The sequence below is a fragment of the Pseudogracilibacillus sp. SO10305 genome (genome assembly GCF_037072005.1).
GTDB lineage: Bacteria > Bacillota > Bacilli > Bacillales > Amphibacillaceae > Pseudogracilibacillus > Pseudogracilibacillus intestinigallinarum.
In genome coordinates, this window is the sequence record NZ_JAXHDE010000010.1 from 98,159 (window position 1) to 119,646 (window position 21,488).

At 34.7% G+C, this 21,488-nt stretch carries 24 protein-coding genes and 2 tRNA genes; 5 read left to right on the forward strand and 21 right to left on the reverse strand.

Features of this window, described 5'->3' with window-relative positions:
* Window positions 1-33: 33 nt before the first annotated feature.
* The 7 genes from SPD45_RS09425 to SPD45_RS09450 form a co-directional block, all read right to left on the reverse strand.
* Window positions 34-627: a hypothetical protein gene (locus tag SPD45_RS09425; protein WP_336267484.1), complete on the reverse strand. Its 594-nt coding sequence runs from the start codon at window positions 625-627 to the stop codon at window positions 34-36.
* Between the two features lie 160 nt (window positions 628-787).
* The gene (locus tag SPD45_RS09430; RefSeq protein ID WP_336267485.1) at window positions 788-1,618 is read right to left on the reverse strand and encodes a mycofactocin-coupled SDR family oxidoreductase; all 831 of its coding nucleotides are present in this window, start codon (window positions 1,616-1,618) and stop codon (window positions 788-790) included.
* Window positions 1,619-1,828: 210 nt separating this feature from the next.
* Window positions 1,829-2,998 (reverse strand): serine hydrolase domain-containing protein, encoded by a 1,170-nt coding sequence (locus tag SPD45_RS09435; RefSeq protein WP_336267486.1) that lies wholly within the window; start codon window positions 2,996-2,998, stop codon window positions 1,829-1,831.
* Window positions 2,999-3,072: 74 nt separating this feature from the next.
* Window positions 3,073-3,921 (reverse strand): polysaccharide deacetylase family protein, encoded by an 849-nt coding sequence (locus SPD45_RS09440; protein ID WP_336267487.1) that lies wholly within the window; start codon window positions 3,919-3,921, stop codon window positions 3,073-3,075.
* A gap of 174 nt (window positions 3,922-4,095) precedes the next feature.
* Entirely contained in the window at window positions 4,096-4,233 is a 138-nt protein-coding gene (locus SPD45_RS14420; protein WP_442962011.1) for a hypothetical protein, read from the reverse strand.
* Window positions 4,212-4,631 (reverse strand): hypothetical protein, encoded by a 420-nt coding sequence (locus tag SPD45_RS09445; protein WP_336267488.1) that lies wholly within the window; start codon window positions 4,629-4,631, stop codon window positions 4,212-4,214. The genes SPD45_RS14420 and SPD45_RS09445 overlap by 22 nt, the downstream gene beginning before the upstream one ends.
* Before the next feature lie 409 nt (window positions 4,632-5,040).
* A complete protein-coding gene (locus SPD45_RS09450) occupies window positions 5,041-5,169 on the reverse strand; it encodes a hypothetical protein (RefSeq protein WP_336267489.1) in 129 nt (42 codons plus the stop codon).
* Window positions 5,170-5,397: 228 nt separating this feature from the next.
* Between SPD45_RS09450 and SPD45_RS09455 the strand changes: the two genes are divergently transcribed.
* Window positions 5,398-5,622, forward strand: a complete 225-nt coding sequence (locus SPD45_RS09455) for a hypothetical protein (protein WP_336267490.1) — start codon at window positions 5,398-5,400, stop codon at window positions 5,620-5,622.
* Between the two features lie 251 nt (window positions 5,623-5,873).
* Here SPD45_RS09455 and SPD45_RS09460 read toward each other — a convergent pair whose 3' ends face one another.
* Window positions 5,874-6,434, reverse strand: a complete 561-nt coding sequence (locus SPD45_RS09460) for a hypothetical protein (RefSeq protein ID WP_336267491.1) — start codon at window positions 6,432-6,434, stop codon at window positions 5,874-5,876.
* A 489-nt stretch (window positions 6,435-6,923) separates the two neighbouring features.
* Complete coding sequence (locus SPD45_RS09465; RefSeq protein ID WP_336267492.1) at window positions 6,924-7,400, reverse strand: hypothetical protein; 477 nt, start codon at window positions 7,398-7,400, stop codon at window positions 6,924-6,926.
* 508 nt (window positions 7,401-7,908) lie between these two features.
* On the opposite strand from SPD45_RS09465, the gene SPD45_RS09470 reads away from it, so the two are divergent.
* Complete coding sequence (locus SPD45_RS09470) at window positions 7,909-8,337, forward strand: DnaD domain protein (RefSeq protein WP_336267493.1); 429 nt, start codon at window positions 7,909-7,911, stop codon at window positions 8,335-8,337.
* A 425-nt stretch (window positions 8,338-8,762) separates the two neighbouring features.
* On the opposite strand, the gene groL is transcribed toward SPD45_RS09470, so the two are convergent.
* Window positions 8,763-10,400 carry a chaperonin GroEL gene (groL, locus tag SPD45_RS09475; RefSeq protein ID WP_336267494.1) on the reverse strand — a complete coding sequence of 546 codons (1,638 nt, stop codon included), beginning with the start codon at window positions 10,398-10,400 and terminating at the stop codon, window positions 8,763-8,765.
* A gap of 51 nt (window positions 10,401-10,451) precedes the next feature.
* Entirely contained in the window at window positions 10,452-10,733 is a 282-nt protein-coding gene (gene groES, locus SPD45_RS09480) for a co-chaperone GroES (RefSeq protein ID WP_336267495.1), read from the reverse strand.
* Window positions 10,734-11,639: 906 nt separating this feature from the next.
* Between groES and SPD45_RS09485 the strand changes: the two genes are divergently transcribed.
* A complete protein-coding gene (locus SPD45_RS09485; RefSeq protein WP_336267496.1) occupies window positions 11,640-12,347 on the forward strand; it encodes a CPBP family intramembrane glutamic endopeptidase in 708 nt (235 codons plus the stop codon).
* A 6-nt stretch (window positions 12,348-12,353) separates the two neighbouring features.
* On the forward strand, window positions 12,354-12,533 hold the full coding sequence (locus SPD45_RS09490) for a YdiK family protein (RefSeq protein ID WP_336267497.1): 180 nt from the start codon (window positions 12,354-12,356) through the stop codon (window positions 12,531-12,533).
* 97 nt (window positions 12,534-12,630) lie between these two features.
* Here SPD45_RS09490 and SPD45_RS09495 read toward each other — a convergent pair whose 3' ends face one another.
* Window positions 12,631-13,260, reverse strand: a complete 630-nt coding sequence (locus tag SPD45_RS09495; protein WP_336267498.1) for a redox-sensing transcriptional repressor Rex — start codon at window positions 13,258-13,260, stop codon at window positions 12,631-12,633.
* Window positions 13,261-13,293: 33 nt separating this feature from the next.
* The gene (gene moaC / locus SPD45_RS09500) at window positions 13,294-13,776 is read right to left on the reverse strand and encodes a cyclic pyranopterin monophosphate synthase MoaC (protein ID WP_336267499.1); all 483 of its coding nucleotides are present in this window, start codon (window positions 13,774-13,776) and stop codon (window positions 13,294-13,296) included.
* Between the two features lie 142 nt (window positions 13,777-13,918).
* Here moaC and abc-f point away from each other — a divergent pair, with 142 nt between their 5' ends.
* On the forward strand, window positions 13,919-15,841 hold the full coding sequence (abc-f, locus tag SPD45_RS09505) for a ribosomal protection-like ABC-F family protein (RefSeq protein WP_442962010.1): 1,923 nt from the start codon (window positions 13,919-13,921) through the stop codon (window positions 15,839-15,841).
* 67 nt (window positions 15,842-15,908) lie between these two features.
* Here abc-f and SPD45_RS09510 read toward each other — a convergent pair whose 3' ends face one another.
* The 8 genes from SPD45_RS09510 to SPD45_RS09545 all read right to left on the reverse strand — a co-directional run bounded on the left by SPD45_RS09510 (window position 15,909) and on the right by SPD45_RS09545 (window position 21,261).
* Window positions 15,909-17,084 carry an FtsW/RodA/SpoVE family cell cycle protein gene (locus SPD45_RS09510; protein WP_336267500.1) on the reverse strand — a complete coding sequence of 392 codons (1,176 nt, stop codon included), beginning with the start codon at window positions 17,082-17,084 and terminating at the stop codon, window positions 15,909-15,911.
* A gap of 191 nt (window positions 17,085-17,275) precedes the next feature.
* On the reverse strand, window positions 17,276-18,283 hold the full coding sequence (gene tsaD, locus SPD45_RS09515; RefSeq protein WP_336267501.1) for a tRNA (adenosine(37)-N6)-threonylcarbamoyltransferase complex transferase subunit TsaD: 1,008 nt from the start codon (window positions 18,281-18,283) through the stop codon (window positions 17,276-17,278).
* Window positions 18,280-18,732, reverse strand: coding sequence for a ribosomal protein S18-alanine N-acetyltransferase (rimI, locus tag SPD45_RS09520; RefSeq protein WP_336267502.1), 453 nt, complete (start codon window positions 18,730-18,732; stop codon window positions 18,280-18,282). Before rimI ends, tsaD begins: the two co-directional genes overlap by 4 nt.
* Window positions 18,722-19,423, reverse strand: a complete 702-nt coding sequence (tsaB, locus tag SPD45_RS09525; RefSeq protein WP_336267503.1) for a tRNA (adenosine(37)-N6)-threonylcarbamoyltransferase complex dimerization subunit type 1 TsaB — start codon at window positions 19,421-19,423, stop codon at window positions 18,722-18,724. Before tsaB ends, rimI begins: the two co-directional genes overlap by 11 nt.
* A gap of 2 nt (window positions 19,424-19,425) precedes the next feature.
* Window positions 19,426-19,893, reverse strand: a complete 468-nt coding sequence (tsaE, locus tag SPD45_RS09530; protein ID WP_336267504.1) for a tRNA (adenosine(37)-N6)-threonylcarbamoyltransferase complex ATPase subunit type 1 TsaE — start codon at window positions 19,891-19,893, stop codon at window positions 19,426-19,428.
* Between the two features lie 11 nt (window positions 19,894-19,904).
* Entirely contained in the window at window positions 19,905-20,867 is a 963-nt protein-coding gene (gene thiL, locus SPD45_RS09535; protein ID WP_336267505.1) for a thiamine-phosphate kinase, read from the reverse strand.
* A 228-nt stretch (window positions 20,868-21,095) separates the two neighbouring features.
* A tRNA-Asp gene (locus SPD45_RS09540) sits at window positions 21,096-21,169 on the reverse strand.
* A gap of 15 nt (window positions 21,170-21,184) precedes the next feature.
* A tRNA-Met gene (locus SPD45_RS09545) sits at window positions 21,185-21,261 on the reverse strand.
* Between the last annotated feature and the right edge of the window lie 227 nt (window positions 21,262-21,488).

Below are 21,488 nucleotides of genomic sequence, written 5' to 3' on the forward strand. Positions count from 1 at the left end.
TTTCTACAGCAGTTATTGAGTATATTTCCACTTTTATTTAAACAATGGCTTTCCCTCAGGCATACACTTACAACCACTAGCTCGTAATAAGGAATTCACAAATGTGTATATCCCACTAGTAGCAACAAATAAACATGTCCATTTAATCAGTAAATTCGCTGATTCTGGGATAAGTCCAAATGAGACTAGTGTTATAAGTGTCAAAAAAAACACTACACAAGTAAAGCACAAAAATGCTAATGCTGAGGCTGTTTTTCGAACCGATATTAAAAGTGGAATTAATGAAATCGCCCCCCAAAGGAATGGTATGGAGCCTAATTGGGTACTCATCTCAAATCCCAGTATATAAGAAAGACCCTCTGCAACACTTAAAACGCCACCTATGCCACCAAATAAAGTTGCAAAGATTAGACATATCGTCCCCATCATAGTTTCTCCACGTAAATAAAATAATATTGAACAAATCAAATAAGGAATAAATGTCGATATTTGCACAAGTCCGAGGGCAAGACTAGTAGGTCCTGTAAATATACCTGCATATACTCCCCATATACACATTGTCAGCATTGTAAATATAAAAGTCAGAGCCGGTTCTGGATCTCCTATTTTAATGACCTTTGGATTCATTAAATCCCCTCCTCACATATTATTGTTACTATTTTGCTGACTTTATTATATTTAAAATATGTGCGTTATAATAAACTTATCTTTTACAATATTTATAGAATAGTGATAGATAATTTTTAGTAACTTACTATCACTAGCTCATTTTGGTAAAATTCCTATTTTAAAATGTAAGGAAACCAGCATCGACTGGTATATAACTACCTGTAACAAATTTCGAATCGTCAGAAGCTAAGAATAGTAGGGCTCCGACGCAAGCATCATCTGGAAGATAACCAGCATTAGGTAAAAGCTGACGTTTTTCAAACTCCTTATTAGCATGCTCCCTTGTTCCGCCTTCTTTACCACCAGCCATACGATCAAAAGTAGCCTGATTGTTCATCATTGGTGTGTCTATAGCTGTTGGTCCTATTGTATTTACATTTATATTATACTCCCCCAACTCCATCGCCATGGATCGTACTAGACCTAAAACTCCATGCTTTGAAGCAGTATAGTGACTAACTAATGGAGCTGCATGAACACTATAAATAGATGATATACACACAATTTTACCACTCCGTCTTTCTATCATATGAGGTGCTACAAATTTGCAAGTCAACCATGTACCTTTCAAGTTTACATCAATCATTTTATCAAATGTCTTTCCATCAAGCTCCCATACTTTTCCATAGGATACGATCCCAGCATTCGGAACTAAGATATCTATTTTCCCAAACTTATCAATAATAACCTCAACAGCACGCGACATGTCTTCTTCCTTTGTTACATCACCTACAATCGCTAAAGAACGTTGACCTAACTGTTCTATTTCCTTTGCAACATCCTTTAAAGTATTAGCCCTTGGTAACTCATAATCTACAGTATTTATCGGAGTGTCTAAGTCTAGTACAACCACATCAGCTCCTTCCTTCGCAAGAGCTAGAGCAAATTGCCTCCCTTGTCCTCTGGCTGCCCCTGTAACAAATGCCACTTGCCCTTCCAATCTTTTCATATAGGTGTCCTCCTTAATCTCAGCATTATTGTGGTAAATAATAATCGTTCCCTAGAATTTAATTTAATATTAGTGGGGCACCAACAGACTTATATAAGGCAAATAAGAATGTGCTACCCCACTGAATAATTTAGTAGTGATATATTTGCATATTATTATTCATAGATTTTTAATCCTACAAATTATGTGTTTACACTATCTATGACACACTTATTTAATATTATCGATTAAATCTTCTAAAAATAACATATCGTCAATAGGTTGTGTGCCTAATGGTTTTGGGCGTGCTGATGAAATGGCAATAACCACTTTCTCCTTCGGGTCTATATGAATTACTTGCCCATGAATACCATAAGCTTGAAATGCTTTATGTCGTTTTGATTTTTCCGTCCATGCTGGCCACCACATTAATCCATAATTTACAGATTCTCCATTTTCCAAAGTTGTAGGTTGACTAGATAATTCCACCCATTTATCAGGTAGTGTTGGCTTTCCTTCTAATTTACCTTCTTCAAGGAAAAAATGGCCAAATCTTGCATAATCCCTTAAGGTAGCCGAAAAACCACTTCCTCCGATTTCATTGCCATTTGGAGAGTCAAGCCACCACTCTGCTTTACCTTCCATCCCACAGGGATTCCATATCTTTTCATATAAATATTTTGACAAACTTTTTTTAGTAGCTCCTATAACTATTTCACTAGCAATTGTAGTTTCGCCCGTTGAATAATTATGAACATGACCTGGTTTACCTACACTTGGAAGATTGGCCATCACATTAATTAACGATCCAGGCTCTTGTGAAACTTGAGCCTTTAAAAAATCACGACGGTCTGATTCAGGATTTGTATAAGTTTCATCCCATTTAACACCTGAATTCATTCCTAAAATGTGACGTACAGTTGTGTTTTCATAGGCACTACCTTTAAGAGCTGGTACATATTTAATGGTCAAATCATCTATACTATCAATATAGCCATCTTTTATTGCAAGTCCCACTAACGTAGAAGTAATCGACTTTGCCACTGACATTGACATCCAACGAGTATCTGCTCCATTACCATGCTGGTAATTTTCATAAACTAATTTTCCATCTTTCAGCACAACGATACCAGTGATAGAATTTAAAGTTAGATAGTCATACAGATCGTAATATTGTTCCGTAAGTTGGGTAGTTTCATCTTTAATTTTAGATTTAAAAGCTTGTAAAGATAAAGCAGATTTTTCCAAAGGGCTTGGCGTTGCTGATGCTGGAATTGTACGCGTCGGAAAATGACGTTCTATATTACGAAATGTATTAATCGCAATATCGGGAAACATATCGCCATTATAAATATTATCTACTTTACCTATTTGTTCTTTTGAATGTCTGTAAAAATCCATTTCGGGCCTCCTCCTCAAAATCATACAAGTATGTCTTTATAATAACGTGGGAAATCGCTTTCATAATTTGCGTATTAATCTTCATAATAATTGTCGTAAATTTCTCCTAAGGTCGCAAACCATGCACCGTTATCACTCATATATTGAATTAATTTTTCTAACATTTGAATCGTATGAGCGCGACCAATTGTCTGTGGATGTACTGTAAGTGCATAACAAGCCCCTTCTTCATTATTACATGCATAATCAAAAATAGAGACCCATCGATTATAAATATCCTCAACTGGTCGTTGTCCTTCTTGACCACCCGTTATATATTCCATTTGTGGAAAATCATCCAAATACCAAGAAACTGGTATTTCCAAAATACTGGATTCCTTTGTAAACACATTTGCCTTATCTGAATGTACCTCTACAGTACGAGGGTAGTATGGATGAAGGTCATTTCCCATCAAACTACTATCATATTCAAATCCGTATTTTTCCAGAATTTCAAGTGTGTTTGGACTAAAATCCCAATATGGTGAACGATACCCTCTTGGCTTCACTCCGATTTTGGCAAGCGATTCAAGACCCATCTTTATAACCTTTTCTTCCTCTTCATAACTAGCTTTAGTTGGATTCTCATGAACGTAACCATGATGCGCTACTTCATGACCAGCTTCAACAACTTCCTTACATATATCTGTAAATGTATCAACAGTGTGCCCTGGAATACACCATGTAGTTTTAATACCATACTTTTCAAACAACTTTAAAAGTCGTGGAGCTCCTACTTCTGCTCCAAACTCACCTCTTGCCATGTAAGCTGGGGATGTTAAATTAAATGAACCATCCCAAATTGATTGAGCATCAAAATCACATCCAATATTTACCGCAACCTTTTTTCCCTCTGGTAGTCTAACTTTTCCATTTCTTTGCATTATTACCCCTCCTGATAAATTTATTTTAACTATAAATTAAGTATATTGCCCCCAAAATTAATTGTATATTCTAAATATTCTATACAGGTGTAATTTTTTTCTCTCAAACACAAGATGTATTTCGCAAGTGAACCAACTTCGTAATTGAATTTTGAACCACCTTCAAATAAATATTTATTCCTCAGTAGATTCGTTTTTTAACCATTCTTCTATTTCACGCGTTCTTAATAATGGACCATTCATATTTAAAACATGTGACTTATATGTTAATTGATCTGTTAATGCGGCTGTCAGTACCTGATCCTGAAATATTTCATTCCATCTTGTAAAAGGTAATTGCTTGTTACATCCTCTTCTATCTTTGTCGTTGTTTCAGAGAAAACAGTTTCTCCATCATCAACAATAACTACTCCAATCAATGTCGGGTTAGGGAGTAAATTACTCTTCCCTTCAAAAACGAACTCCCCATCTGCTTCCTTTATTTCTCCTGATAAGTTGATATCATAATCACCTTGTTCACTATTTCCTTCATTTTTGTGGGCAAAGTTGTCTTGTTCTTCATCTACTTCAGTTGTATTATTTTCTGTTTCAGTTAATCCATCATTATTATTTCCATTCAGTAAATCTTCATTTATATTTTCTTCCGTTTTTGTTTGAATTGTTCTTATTGGCTTTATATTATCTGTGGTGTTTCCACAGGCAGTTAGCACTATTGCAAATATAAATATCGTAGCTAATTTAGTTATTTTCCCATAAGCCGTCCTCCTAATTTTTGTCAGTTATATAAATAAACATACTATACTCGAAAATATATTATAAGAGGAAAATTCATGTCGAGAAATAAAATATGTACCTTAAAAATTATACAAGGCACTAGATATAATGCTTTGGCATAGAGATATTTCGCTTACTTTATACATATGGTCATCTGAATGAATGAAAAAATGATGTTGATGGAATCTGTTCATCAACATCATTTACATTAAAATCTATTTTATTATGTTCCCATATTCTTATTATGAAAGTCATACCCATTCACATTATAAGCTTAATTAGTCGAAATTTTATAATTTATTGGTATCTAGAATGGTATTCGTCTTGCTATACAATCTTTTTTGACTAATCCATTACCTTACTTACTAAAAGTAATTGTTTAGCTTTCTTCATTACCGCTGGCTGAAGTAAGGATAATCCAGCAACAGTTATAATAGTTCGGCTTACTTTTCCAAACTTATTACCTTTCCACATAAGAACAAGTCCTACTGGAAAAACCAACACCAACATCAACAGAACAAACCAAGTACTGTAATAATAAGGATACCTTTCTAACATTAAGATTTTCCTCTCCATTATGTTGTTTAAGATAATTACTATTTCATTTTCATCCACAAATATTTATCCAACTTTCTGAAAATTCGTTGACTTTTAAGTTTACTATGTTAAGATATTAACCAAACATTTTTAGGAGGGTAATTTTTGAAGAAAATTTTCATTGGATTAATCGCCACTTTAACATTTACATTTGTCTTTAGTATGGGTAGCGAAAAATCTGCAAGTGCTGCAAGCGTGCCCGTTAATAACGCTCCAAGCATTAGTGGTCAAGTCAGTGATGATAGTTTAGTAGTACCAACTGCTGGTGCGTTGCCAGGAAATGGTGGTGGAGCTGGACCCGGAACTGTATTTTCTCATGCCTTCTATTAAATTTATGGATCATGAAGATGTTAGCAATATTGCTAACATCTTTTTTACTTGTTTCATTACTTACCATTTCTAAATCTTAATTATATATATTCAATTTTCATGAATATAAGGTAAAGGTAGTCGGATAAAATTGTGGAACGAAAACAAACTAACAATTATCTATTGCTCTCTCCTTTTCGAACAGAAAAGTCATTTTCTTATTCTTACAACATTCATGTGAAATCATTGTTATAAAAGAAAATAGACTACCTTCAAACATCATCCCAATATTCTTCCATCGTATATACATCCCAATAATAATCAATCTTATCTAGAAGTTCTTCTCCTTTTTCTTCTACCTCTTGAAGCCTATTCCAATATTCACTGCTTTCATCATATTTAGGTATATCTAGCGGTTTTGTGTATAACATTATTTGTTTAAGTTCTCGCTCTGGTTCTTCATTTTTTAATACATCTAGTTGCCATTCATAAAAATCTATATTTTCATCAAATAATTCTATTTGGAGATGATGAACTTTCCTTGTTGCCCGATACTTTTTGTCAATTTTTTCTAAGCCCTTTTTCACTTCTTTATGTACATGGTTAAGTTCCCCTAAAAAATCTAACATTCCAGCTATATCGTTTTCTTTCGCTTTCGCCCTAGCGATTGATTCATAATCTTCGAGTCCTGATTCTTCTAATTCTTCTTCCATCATGTCCCCTGCCTGCTCTAGATAGTTTTTCATATCTGCCGTCTTCTTTTCTTTCTGTACACAAGCTGTAAGAAGAAATGAAATGCATACAATACTACAAATGAAAAAATATTTTCTCAAGATGATCCTCCTAAAATTGTGTCTTTAAAAACTATAACTTAGGGAATTTTAGAGTGAAATGAATCTAATGAATGATCATTCTACATAGCTTGTTAAAATCAATAATCAACCTTACATCCACTTTTCTGATTAAATATTGTCCTTTTATGTTTATTATAAACAATGTATTGTTCACCTAGAACAAAATGCTTTTTAAATTATGCAGTTGATTTAGAAAAGGAGATAATCTTTCCTCATATTAAATGCATTTGTAAAACCATTGAAATAAACGCAAAAGTTTTTACCTTGTCAACCTGCTGGAAGTAACATATTAAAAATGCGAAAAACACTACAACGAGAATAGAAAATTATAAATAAAAGAAATTTAAAGAATACACAACTCTTTTACCGTGATTTTCTCTATATTTATGTGACTTTTTTATTCTATTTTCGTACAATGGTGCTTTAGCTTTTTCATAACGCTCTTGTTGCATGTGAAGACGTTCGTTTTCAGATAATTTTTTTCTCATATTCAAAGTGAACTAGAATCAATTTTTGATATAAATCATTTTCAACATATGCATTAAATTTATTTTCTGCTGTTTTCAAGCGAATTTTAGCAAATAAAATAATGGCTATAATATTCAACACTCTCGTAAAAGGAATTAATGCTACTATTAATAAGGGAGTATTTGATTCAAAAATAGTATTAGCGAACACAAAAAAATACATGATTGAATTAATGAAGAAAAATAAAAAGCCAAAACTTATATCAGCATACAGAATCCCAAAAGAGCCAAATATAATTGTTAATACAATAGATCTTTCTCCATTCACTTTATAATAATCGTAGGGAATAAATTTTTGATCTTGCGATAAAAAGAACGGAGACTTAAATTTAATATGACGAATAAGCGCTATCAAGATAAATAAAATTAAAAGTAGAGAGACAAAAACAGTCATAAAGAATAAATATAATTCTACCATCTTCGTACCCAATATAAATTCTGCATAATTCTCCTCCTTTTAAAGGTAGAAATGCTCTTCATTACAATCATGTCATTAGCTATTTATTTATGCAATATTAAATTTACATATTATGTAATTAATTTGTAGAGTGACGTTAAAAAGACTCCTCAAAACAAATTCTCGCAAAAAGTAGAATTATATTTGTTGAAAGCGCGAAATTATGCCACTTTTTTGGCGAATCCGTAAGATAATTCATCGAACTCGGCAGTTTATTTGGCGATTGGACAGGAGAATTTTGCGAATAAATAATTACAAATAAAAACAGTACGTATGATTACTATATTAAATGTAACAACCTTATTTAAAACTAACTTATTTCTTATTCGGATTATTCTTCCTTCAAAAAGGGTATTAACTTGTAGATTATTATAAGCTAGCAATAATCAAAGACGGTTGATTTTACAGATGAAAAAGAGGTAAAACATTTATATTTCAAAATAATCACAGAAAGAAGGTATCACAAAAAATGACAGAAAAAGCAAAACTAAACGAACTTATTCAGCATCTTGAGTCGATTACCCCTGAACAACTCATTCATGAAATAACAGATATGAATGCAACTAAAAGTGATCTTAATATTATTGAAAAAATTAGACAACAAGCCGTGCCAGATCCTGTTGTAAATGCCATCTTATATTATATGCTTTATGTAAATAAGCAAATTTCCTGGTCATATATTCAGTCGCTCTCTAAGCATTTGGCTCAAAAGGAAATTAAAACAGCTCGACAAACAATCGAATATCTCAAAAAGAACCACCAACAAACGGAACAACAAAAAACAAAACAAGATACAGAGGAACAAACGCTACGCAAACTTATTTTGCAGGCAGTTCAAAAAGGCTACAATGACGAACAATTAGGACATTACATTCGGAGTATCGTAATGAATGATTAGTAAGCTTTACTATATACTTTTTAACAATCCCATAACAAAAATATAGCAAAGAAAACAAATTGTAAGATACTGCTGATGTTTCTATGTAATTTCTGCCACCGAATTTATAGTTATATGGATTTATGTATCATGTTAAAAAGGAACGGGATTTGCAAATATGCAAACCCCGTTCCTTTTTATGATTATCACATTATACCGCGGCAACTTAGCTACAGCGATCACTTTTGTCATTAAGTACATTCCTTTATAATGTTTCACGGATATTTTGTATACTTTTTTGCAAACTCTACAATGAACCTATCCTATGACACTTTATCTTGCAATCGGAGGGAAAGCGAATTTGGCGAATAGAATGATTGGTTTCCATAGAAAAACGAGGTTTGCACGTCGCAAACCCCGTCATATCAATACTTTATTAACCTTTATTACATCATGCCCGGCATTCCGCCGCCCATGCCCATACCACCCATATCAGGCATTCCTGCTCCGCCTTCTTCTGGGATGTCTGCTACTACTGCTTCTGTTGTTAAGAACATAGCTGCAACAGATGCTGCATGTTGTAATGCTGAACGAGTTACTTTCGTTGGGTCAACGATTCCAGCTTCAACCATATTTACCCACTCGCCATCAGCAGCGTTGAATCCAACGCCAACATCTTCTCCTTTTAGACGTTCAACAATGATAGAACCTTCTAAACCAGCGTTTTCAGCGATTTGACGTACAGGCTCCTCTAACGCACGAAGAACGATTTTCGCTCCTGTCGCTTCGTCACCTTCTAATTCTAAGCTAGCTACTTTTTCGTATACGTTTACTAGTGCAGTTCCCCCACCAGAAACGATACCTTCTTCTACAGCTGCACGTGTAGAGTTTAATGCATCTTCCATACGTAATTTACGCTCTTTTAATTCTGTTTCAGTTGCCGCACCAACCTTGATAACTGCAACTCCACCAGCTAATTTAGCTAAGCGCTCTTGTAATTTTTCTTTATCAAAATCAGATGTTGATGCTTCCGCTTCTGAACGAATTTGTCCAACACGAGCTTCAATTGCATTCGTATCTCCAGCACCTTCAACGATTGTCGTGTTCTCTTTCGATACAACTACTTTATCAGCTGTACCTAACATTGTAATATCTGTTGTTTTTAAGTCTAATCCTAAATCTTCTGTAATTACTTGACCACCTGTTAAAATCGCAATATCTTCTAACATCGCTTTACGACGGTCACCAAATCCAGGAGCTTTTACTGCAACAGCATTAAACGTACCACGTAATTTGTTTAACACTAATGTAGCTAATGCTTCCCCTTCAATATCTTCAGCAATAATTAAGATTGGCTTACCTTCTTGAACAACTTGTTCTAATACTGGAACAACGTCTTGAATATTTGTAATCTTTTTATCAGTAATTAAGATGTATGGATTTTCTAATACTGCTTCCATCTTATCTTGGTCAGTAACCATATAAGGGGAAGAGTATCCACGGTCAAATTGCATTCCTTCTACAACATCTAATTCTGTTTCAAATCCTTTTGATTCTTCAATTGTAATTACACCGTCGTTTCCAACGCGCTCCATCGCTTCTGCAATTAACTTACCTACTTCTTCATCTCCAGAAGAAATTGCTGCAACTTGAGCGATTGATTCTTTATCTTCTACAACTTTTGTAATATCTTTTAATCCTGTTACCGCTTCTTTCACTGCTTTTTCAATACCACGGCGGATTCCAACTGGGTTCGCTCCAGCAGTTACGTTTTTTAACCCTTCACGGATCATTGCTTGTGCTAATACTGTCGCAGTTGTTGTTCCATCCCCTGCTACATCATTTGTTTTAGAAGCTACTTCGGATACTAACTGTGCACCCATGTTTTCATATGCATCTTCTAATTCAATTTCTTTTGCAATTGTAACACCGTCATTTGTAATTAACGGAGCACCGAACTTTTTATCTAATACAACATTACGTCCTTTAGGTCCTAATGTTACTTTTACCGCATTTGCTAATTTATCTACACCATTTAATAATGCTTTACGAGCATCTTCATTAAATTTAATTTCTTTAGCCATAACTAATAAGTACCTCCTTAAAATATTTACAACCGAATATATGTGTATGTTTTAGCCAATAACTGCTAAAATGTCGCTTTCACGTAAAATTAAATATTCTTTTCCTTCATACGATACTTCTGTACCCGCGAATTTTGAAAAGATAATTTGATCATTCTCTTTCACTTCAAGAGCAACTCTTTCACCATTTACAATAGCTCCTGAACCTACTGCTACAACTTTACCTTCTTGTGGTTTTTCTTTAGCTGAATCTGGTAATACGATACCACTTGCAGTTGTTGCCTCCTGCTCTACTAATTCAATAACTACACGATCCCCTAATGGCTTAATCATGTAAAAAAACCTCCTTAACCCGATAGCAATTTTTATTTTATTAGCACTCACACTCGATGAGTGCTAATTCCAATTCTTATATTAAATAATTATAGAAAAAATTGCAAGTATTTAATCACTATTTTCTAATTCTTAATACAATTTCAATATAAAACTGGCCACCGTAATTAATTTTTCCATTTAAACCTTATATGGCTAAGTTGTAGTGGATTAAACGTTCTGCACTCCGTTGTATCGCATCCTAATTTCTATTTCATCGCTTCTTAATTTCGTTTATTGAATCTGTTTTCGCGATCATTGCATCCAATTTTCGTTTATTGCATCTGTTTTCACGATCATTGCATCCCATTTTCATTTATTGAATCTGTTTTCGCATTCATTGCATCCAATTTTAATTTATTGCATCTGTTTTTGCATTCATCGCATCCTATTTTCATTCGTTGCATCTGTTTTCACGATCATCGCATCCAATTTTCGTTTATTGCATCTGTTTTCACGATCATTGCATCTGAATTTCATTTATTGAATCTGTTTTCGCGTTCATTGCATCCGATTTTCATTTATTGAATCTGTTTTCGCAATCATCGCATCCGATTCTCGTTTATTGCATCTGTTTCCGCGATCATTGCATCTGAATTTAATTTGTTGCATCTGTTTTCACGATCATTGCATCCAATTTTCATTCGTTGCATCTGTTTTCGCGTTCATTGCATCCAATTTTCATTTATTGAATCTCTTTCTGCAATCATTGCATCTATTTTTTACCACCTCTCTCCTACCCACGCTCCATCCAACCTATTTTTCATTTCGTCACTTTTTTAACTACTTATTACATCTGTTTTTTCCTATTTTTATGATATGATGATTTTATGAACATATAGTAGAAAGAAAAAGGAGTTTTGTCTTTTGTTTCCGAAAAAATATTGGTTTGTTTTATTAACATATTTCCTTATGTTTGTGTTTACCGCATTTGCACCGCTTCTTTTGCATTTTGGTCTAGGAATTGATGGAGCGAGTTCCATTGTATATGCGAATGTGATTGGGTTTATTGGTGCGTTAATAATCGTCCTCTTATTAATGTGGGAGTTTTTAGCAAAAGAAAAAAGGGAATTCCCTATATCAGTTGGGACAATTATTGGTTGGACATTTTTAGGGTTAATTATGGCGTATGCATCGCAAATTATTGCAGCGACAATTGAAACGGATTTACTCGGTATTAAAGTAGGATCAGAAAACACGGAAATGATCGTTGACTTCGCTCGTCAAAGTCCACTATTCATTCTAGTACCTGCTATCGTCGGACCGATATTAGAAGAACTAGTTTTCCGAAAGATTTTATTCGGCACATTTTATAAAAGATGGAACTTTTTAGTTGCCGTCATTTTATCATCACTTATTTTCGCGGTGCTACATATGGATCTAGTTCATACATTAATTTATTTTGCAATGGGTGTTGTGTTCGCGTTCTTATACGTTAAAACGAAACGGATAATCGTGCCAATCCTCGTGCACATGTTAATGAACACGATTGTCGTAGTAACACAATTATCAATTGATCCAGAATTATTGAAAGAACTACAAGAACAAGCATCATTCATCTTTTTTGGAGGGTAATCATTCATGAAAATGGGCATTTTTTATCTCGTACTCGGAGCACTATTTACGTACATGGCGGTTGTAAGCATCACAGACTCCATTTGGAATATCACAACCATTTTATTATTAGTTGTGGCCGCACTCGACTTTGGCGTAGGTTTCCGTTATATCAAAACGAGTATTGCAAATCGTAAAGGCGAATAAATTTCAAATTAACTTGGGCAAATCAAAGGTGAATTAATTTTCCCCATAAACGAAGTCCAAGCATAACAAAAAAACAGCACAACTTTCGTGCTGTTTTTTATTCGTTCATCGGATAATTTTTTAAGAAGTAAATAAAAGATTGTAATTCCACAGACAAATCAATATGGTGAATACGTACATCATCTGGAATCGTCAATCTTGCAGGGGTAAAATTCACAATCCCTTTTATACCGCAGTCAATCAAGCGATTCGCGATATCTTGCGCGGCAGCAGCTGGAACGGTCAAAATTGCTACTTCTACTCCATTTAACTTCTCCTCTAACTGTTCAATCGGATAAATTGGAATATTACCGTTCTCCGTTTTAGCAGTTTTTTTCGAGCGGTCAAATGCCATAACAATTTTCGTATTATTGCTTTGTGAGAAATTATAATTTAATAATGCAGTACCTAAATTACCGACACCGATTAACGCAACTTCTGTAATCGAATCTTGTTCAAGTGTATCTTTGAAAAACTGCAATAAATACTCCACATTATAGCCATATCCTTTTTTCCCCAGTGCACCAAAATATGAAAAATCTCTACGGATTGTTGCTGAATCTACCTTCACTGCATCACTCAATTCCTTAGAAGATACACGTGTTTTCCCTTGATTATGTAAGTTTAAAATAAAGCGATAATATAATGGCAATCGTTTTGCTGTCGCTTGAGGTATTTTCTTCTCCATCCAAATCTCCTTCTCCTTCACGGTAATGACCAATTATCGTTTAAAATCACCTGATTTACCACCTGTTTTTTTCAGTAAATATGTTTGTCCTATAATAATGCCTTTATCCACAGCTTTACACATATCATAAATCGTTAACACTGTTGCAGATGCAGCAGTTAACGCCTCCATTTCAACTCCTGTTGAACCTTTTGTTTTCACTAATACTTCAACATGTAATTCATATTGGAATTCCTCTTTTTCTTCCCATTCAAATGTAATATCCACACCACTTAATTGTAATGGATGGCACATCGGAATCCAATTTGACGTATTTTTTGCAGCCATTACCCCTGCTACTTGTGCTACTGCTAAAACATCGCCTTTTTTCATATCATTATTTGCAATTTTTTCATAAATTTCTTTATGTAAAAGTACACTCGTTTTTGCAATTGCTGTTCGGTGTGTCACTTCCTTATTCGTAATATCAACCATCTTTGCTCGGCCTTGTTCATTAAAATGAGTGAATTGAGACATCCCGCTTCCCTCTTTCTATCAGTCGTTTCTTTTTAGTGTATCAAAAAAAATCGTATCTGTCTGATATGACTCCTTATTTTCTATCCCAGTCGTTGCCTTTCTAACCTAGAATACTGTACAATCATAGAAGATGAGGTGAACAATGATGATTATTATGCAATTAAGAAATATCGTAAAATCTTTTCTCGGAGATAATATCATATTAAACAATATATATTTAGAAGTTAAAAGTGAGGATAAAATCGCCATTGTCGGAAGAAATGGTGCTGGTAAATCGACATTATTAAAAATTATGACTGGCGAATTACCGTATGATGAAGGGGAACTTTTTATTCACCGTGATGTCGAAATCGGTTATTTAGCACAACATAATGACCTACACTCGGAACGTACATTATGGGAAGAATTATTAACAGTTTTTCAACATTTAATAGATGAAGAAAATGAATTAATCGCCCTTGCAGAAAAAATTGAATCCGTCAGTTCGCGTGGTGATTATGATGAAAAAATGATCAATGAATATAGTCGACGCCAGGAAGCGTTTGAATCAGATGGAGGATATCGTTTTAAAAGTGATATAAGAGGTGTTCTCATCGGATTAGGCTTCCCTGAAGAACAATTCTCTTTAACAATTAATGAATTAAGTGGTGGGCAAAAAACAAGACTCGCCCTTGGAAAACTTTTATTAAAAAAACCAGAACTTTTAATATTGGACGAGCCGACAAACCATTTAGACATTCGTACATTAACTTGGTTGGAGAACTATTTACTGAATTACGATGGCGCTATCGTCATTGTTTCACACGATAGATACTTTTTAGATAAAATTGTCTCGACCGTCTATGAAGTGACTTATCAACAAGCATTTAAATACCACGGAAATTATTCACAGTTTTTAACAATGAAAGCTGCAAACTATGAACGTGATGTAAAATTATATGAAAAACAACAACAAGAAATCAAGGAAGCAGAAGACTTTATTCAGCGAAATATTGCTCGTGCTTCAACGACAAAACGTGCCCAAAGTAGACGAACACAGCTAGAAAAAATGGTTCGTCTAGAACGTCCCTTAGGCAATGAATCGACCGCCTCTTTTTCATTCGAAGTGAATAAAACGAGTGGAAATGATGTTCTTTACATGCGTGATGTGCAATATACGTATGAGAATGAAGCAGAACCTGTTTTTGAAAATGTTACATTCCATATTCATCGTGGGGAAAGAGTGGCATTAATTGGGGATAACGGTGTTGGTAAAACGACTCTTCTAAAAATGATTGTGGAGAACAAAGTAGAAGAAATTCAGCTCGGTTCCAATGTTCAAGTTGGTTATTATGCACAGGAACAAGAGAAACTAACGGAAACGAAGACGGTATTAAACGAATTATGGGATGATTTTCCGAATAAAACAGAACAAGAAATCCGCACAGTACTCGGTACTTTTCTTTTTTCTGGGGAAGATGTCCTCAAACATATCCACACCTTAAGCGGGGGCGAAAAAGCCCGTGTTGCATTAGCGAAATTAATGATGCAAAAGGCGAACTTTTTAATACTAGATGAACCGACGAACCATTTAGATTTAGCGAGTAAAGAAGTCCTTGAAACAGCATTGGAACATTTTGCTGGAACCATTTTATTCGTTTCACATGACAGATATTTCATGAACAAAATTGCCGATAAAGTTTTACATTTAGAAAAAGACGGTGTAACGACATACCTCGGTGATTATGATTACTATTTAGAGAAAAAATTAGAGCAAGAAGAAATTGCGAAGTTAGAACAAAAAAATACAGTGGAAGTATTAGAAAAAGTTGCACCGAAACAAAATCTATCATTTCAAGAACAAAAACGATTACAAAGTGAGCAACGTAAGATGGCGCGTAAACTTGAAAAGTTAGAGGAAGAAATAGAAGTATTAGAACAGTCATTAGAAGAAAAGGAATTGGAAATGACATTACCAGAAGTATTAGATGATCATGAAAGATTACTTGAACTAGCAGAAGAATGTGAACAAATGAAAGTACAATTAGATGAAAAAATGGAACAATGGGCAAGTTTGCAAGATTAGTTTTAAAGACAAAAAACTGTTGCACCGTGGTCATATGTTATGCACCACTTCGCAACAGTTTTTTCTATTAAAATAAGAAACTTTGTTGTCTTGAATGTTCGGTCGCTACTTTATATATAAGCGCAAATCCAATCATCGTTGATAAGGTCGTACTACCACCGTAACTGACGAATAAAAGCGGAATCCCCGTTATCGGCATAATTCCAATTGTCATCCCGATATTTTGGAATGTATGGATTAATACTAATGCCATAAACCCAAAACATAAAAAAGATCCATACGGGTCTTCATCATAACTTTGCATCCCCAAGGTGACGAACCGATAAATTAGTAAGAAAAAGACGAATACGACTGCCGCACTACCGATGAATCCAAAGCTCTCTCCTATAATGGAGAAAATAAAATCCGTATGTGCCTCTGGTAAAGCTACCTCTGCACTATTCATTCCTTTTCCAGATAGTTGACCAGAACCAATTGTTAATAAAGAACGGTCAATTTGAAATCGATCATCATCTAATTGTTCCCCAGGCTCAAACCATGTCATCACTCGTTCAATTTGGTATGGTTTAATCCCTAATACATTTGTTGCTATATCTGGCAAATTAACAATTAAAAAGACTGCTAAAACAAGTGCTGCAATTCCTCCCACAATTAAAGTGACGAGAATTTTCCAATCGATCCCAGATAAAATAATGAGCATCCCCGTAATAAAGAAAAATACGACAGATGTTCCTAAATCCGGCTGTTCAATAATAAAAATGACTGGAATCAATGTTATAATGATTAATTTAGCAATTAACCATAAGTCGCTTTTTAGTGTGGCAACTTCGTTTTTCTCCTTATGTTTTACAATAATTGCAGATAAATACATAATGAGCCCAATTTTGGCAAATTCAGATGGCTGTATCGTCAATGGAAACATCGAACCGTTGAACCAACTTTTTGCGTTGTTTACTGGATAAGCCATAGAACTCGGTGCAATCGCTAGTAAAAATACCGATAACACACCTAATATATAAACATATAAACTAACTTTCCGATATTGTTCTAAATCAAAAAATTGCATAACAATTAATACACCTAACCCCATACCATAATAAACGGTTTGCTGTAAGGCGAAGTTTTTATCGGGATATTGCCCTAATTGTTGTGCATTATAAATAGCTAACACACTAACTGTTACTAGTATTAGCAACATAACGATTAAATCAAGTTGTATATAATGTGATTGTTTTCTGGACATTTTGTCTAACCACCATATTCCCATTAAAATTCATAATGCTTCTATTATATCGTCCTTTTCTTTACATTTCTACTTATCAACAGATAAATGCTTTCCATATTATCCATTCACAGCTATATCCACATCATTGTTACCATAATATCAAAGTTCTGAATACTTATACACATTGTTGTGGATAGTGCTGTGTATAATTATGTTAAAAATAAGGATGCTTTTCCATTTAAATCCCAAGAGGCAAAATGTTTTTTCTCATATAAAACTGCTCCAACTGCCGCAATCATAACTGCATTATCTGTACATAAATGTATTGGTGGAATTAATAATGGAATATCTGTTTGCTGAAAGCGTTCTGATAATGCTGTTCTTAAGCCCCTGTTTGCCGCAACTCCACCAGCGACGATTACTTGCTTCACATTTTTTTCTAAAGCAGCACGATACGTCTTTTCTGCAAGCACTTCTACAACACTTGCCTGAAAACTAGCTGCAATGTTTTCCACAACAATTTTTTCTCCACGTTGTTTTTGGTTGTGGATAAAGTTAATAACTGCTGATTTTAATCCACTAAAACTAAAATCATATGTCCCTTCTAGCCATGCACGTGGGAAATTATACACATCTTCTCCCTCATGTGCTAATCGATCGATATGTGGACCACCAGGATATGGTAGTTGTAAAGAACGAGCAATTTTATCAAATGCTTCTCCTGCTGCATCATCCAATGTTTCCCCAACTAATTCATATGTATCATGATCTTCCATATAAACTAATTCAGTATGACCACCGGAAACGATTAAAGATAAAAGAGGAAATTCAAATTCCTTTTCAATTCGATTCGCATAAATATGTCCGGCAATATGGTGCACAGGAATAAGTGGTTTATCTTTTGCAAAAGCTAAGGCTTTCGCTGCATTAATACCGACTAAAAGTGCCCCAATTAATCCAGGTCCTTCTGTTACCGCAATCGCATCAATATCATCCCATGTTACAGCACTCAGTTCAAAAGCTTCTTCCAATACAATCGTAATTTGCTCGACATGCTGTCTTGATGCAATTTCCGGTACAACTCCACCAAACTGTTTATGACTTTCAATTTGGGAGGAAACGACATTTGCTAATACTTCTGTCCCGTTTTTCACGATAGCAACGGCTGTCTCATCACAACTCGATTCAATTCCTAATATTATATTATTTGTTTTCATTTTAAATTCACCCACATTAATAATGCGTCTTCCCCATTATCTTTATAATAATTTTTTCGAATGCCACCCGCAACAAGCCCAAATTTTCGATATAAATTTTGTGCGGTTTCATTTGATTCACGCACTTCTAATGATAGACGCTCCACCTGTTGATTCATTAAATATTGCACTGCAAAACCGAATAATTTTTCCCCTATTTTATAACCACGATACTTTGGCAAAATAGCAATATTTGTTACCTGAGCATCTTCTAATACAATCCACAGTCCAATATAACCGATAATCTCTTCATCTGATTCTACAACAAAGTATGTCGCATAATCATTATTCGTTAATTCTTGCACATATATCTCTTCTGTCCAAGGCGTTTGAAATGACTGCTCATCAATATGAACAATCGACGGAATATCTTCAACGGTCATTTGTCGTATCGATAATTTAAGTTTCATCTGACTGTTCCTTTTTCTGTTTTAATAAATTTGCCTCAGCTTCGGTTATACGTAAATAATTAGGTGCTACTGAATGTGCTACTTCAGACGTCTTCATTAACATAAACATATTACTCGGACGTGGTGTATGAAAAATACTATTTGGAAGATAGAAATGATTCATTTTTTTTGCTTCAATCATCTCTTGAAAAATAACTAAATGCGGGCTTAAAAACATAACCTTCTCCCCTAAGTCTTTTAGCTCCTCAAGCCATGTTTCCATAGGGATATTCGTTTCTTCTTTTACTAATTGCAAAGAGGTACCATCCGAATAATACAAAGCTGTAAACACTGTTTGGCGACGTGCATCAAAAAATGGTACAATATATCCTTTTTGAAATACCCCATTGTATGCTAATGTTTCTAAGCTCGATACAGGATAAATAGGTTTTTCCAATGACCATGCCAATGTTTTTGCTGTTGTCACACCAATTCTCGTTCCTGTATATGAACCAGGACCTTGACTTACAACTATTGAATCCAGTTGATCTGGTGCCATTTGCACCTGTTCCATCGCATATACAATCGCAGGCATAAGACGTGATGAATGATCTTTTTTAATATGTGTCATCCACTCAGCTACAACTTTATCATCCTTCTGTATTGCTATTCCTAACACATCATTTGATGTATCTATCGCAAGTATATTCATCGCTATTCATCCTCTTTCATTGCTTCAAATGCTTGTTGAACTTGCTCTTCTCTTTCCATATCAAGTTCTAACTTAATCGTACGCTTTGTTTCCTCTACAAACTGAATCGTTATTTTCATTATATTTTCCGGTAAGTATTCGCGAATAAACATTGGCCATTCTATAATGGTCACTCCATCACCATAAATGAATTCATCAAATCCAATATCTTCTTCAGAATGTTCTAAACGGTATGCATCTATATGATATAAAGGCATAGTTCCTTCATACTGCTTAAGAATCGTAAATGTAGGGCTTGTCACATTTCGTTTAATACCTAATCCTTTAGCTATCCCTTTTGTAAACGTCGTTTTACCAGCACCTAAATCTCCTTCTAATGTAAGTACATCCCCGCGTCGAAGTAATTTGCCTAAAACAAATGCCAATTGTTTCGTTTCATCTTCATTATTTGTTGTAATTTGAAAAACCACTCTCGTTCCTCCTACTTTAAATGAACATACCCGTCCTTCGGTAATGGAACACTCCGTCCATCTTGTTTCATATATACACTATGCCCTGATTCATATGGCAACACTTTACCTATAATTGATATTTTTGTATTAGTAACCTTTGCAGCTTCTTTTAAAATATCTACAGAATGTTCTTCTATTGTTCCTACTAATTCAAAATCTTCTCCACCAAAATATTTCCATTGGTGTTGCATCTCTTGTGGGAATTGTGTCATGGAAGGATGGAGTGGAATATTTATATCATCGATTTCTATTGCTACTTTTGATGCTACTGCAATTTCATGTAATTCACTTGCAATTCCATCACTAATATCATTGAGAGAAACTCGTTTTATTCCTTGTAAAGCTTGGGCAAATGCCACTCTTGGTGTTGGCATTCGATGACGTTGGATAAAGTATGCACGATCAATTGCATCCATTTCTTCAAGCAATAAATGAAGGCCACAACTAGCATCCCCTAATGTTCCTGTTGTAAAGACGATATCTCCCACTCGAACATCATGACGATACCTCGCTTTATTTTTAGCAACCATTCCGATAATCGTTACAGAAATCGTTAAATGCTCTCCAGAGACTGTATCTCCACCTATTAAATCCATCTTATATTCGTCTGCCAATGCCTTCATTCCATCATACAATGTATGTACATCGCTTTCCACCATATCATTCGGAATGACGATAGATACTAAATAATATGCCGGTTTTGCTCCCATTGCTGCCATATCACTAATATTTGCAGCTAATGCACGATACCCAACATGATAGTAACTCATCGTTTTTTTAGAAAAATGTATCCCTTCAACAAATGTATCAACTGCTGTTATAATGTCATCATTTGTTCGAAATACTGCTGCATCATCTCCAACTCCTTTTATTAAGGACGCTTGGCGATACTGTTTTTGTTTTAATTGCTGAATCAATTGAAATTCATGCATTTCTTTTCAACTCCAGCTTACTATTTTTAATGAATACATTCGTATTTTCTCATTAAATCGTTGTAATTTCAATGTATTGTCACTAAAATTAGTGATGATTTATACGAATAATACGTATGTTAATGTTCATTATTTACAAGGAACACTTCTACATATTGAAGGACTAAATTTGTAATTTTTCGCATAAAAAAATACATGTTTTTCAACATGTATATTATAGCAAAAAGGCGATCCGGACGGGACTCGAACCCGCGACCTCCAGCGTGACAGGCTGGCATTCTAACCAACTGAACTACCGGACCTTCTATGAAATTATTTGGTTGCGGGGGCAAGATTTGAACTTGCGACCTTTGGGTTATGAGCCCAACGAGCTGCCAGACTGCTCCACCCCGCGATATAAAAGAATATGCTATTTTTCTGTATGCCCATTTTTTTGAGCTGTGCGTTTGATGGTCTCGTCGTACTGTCGTACTCCTCGCATGTTACCATGCTCCACCCCGCGATATAAAAGAATATGCTATTTTTCTGTATGCTCATTTTTTTGAGCTGTGCGTTTGGTGGTCTCGTCGTACTGTCGTACTCCACCATGCAATATAATAAAATATGCATAAAAACTGCCTG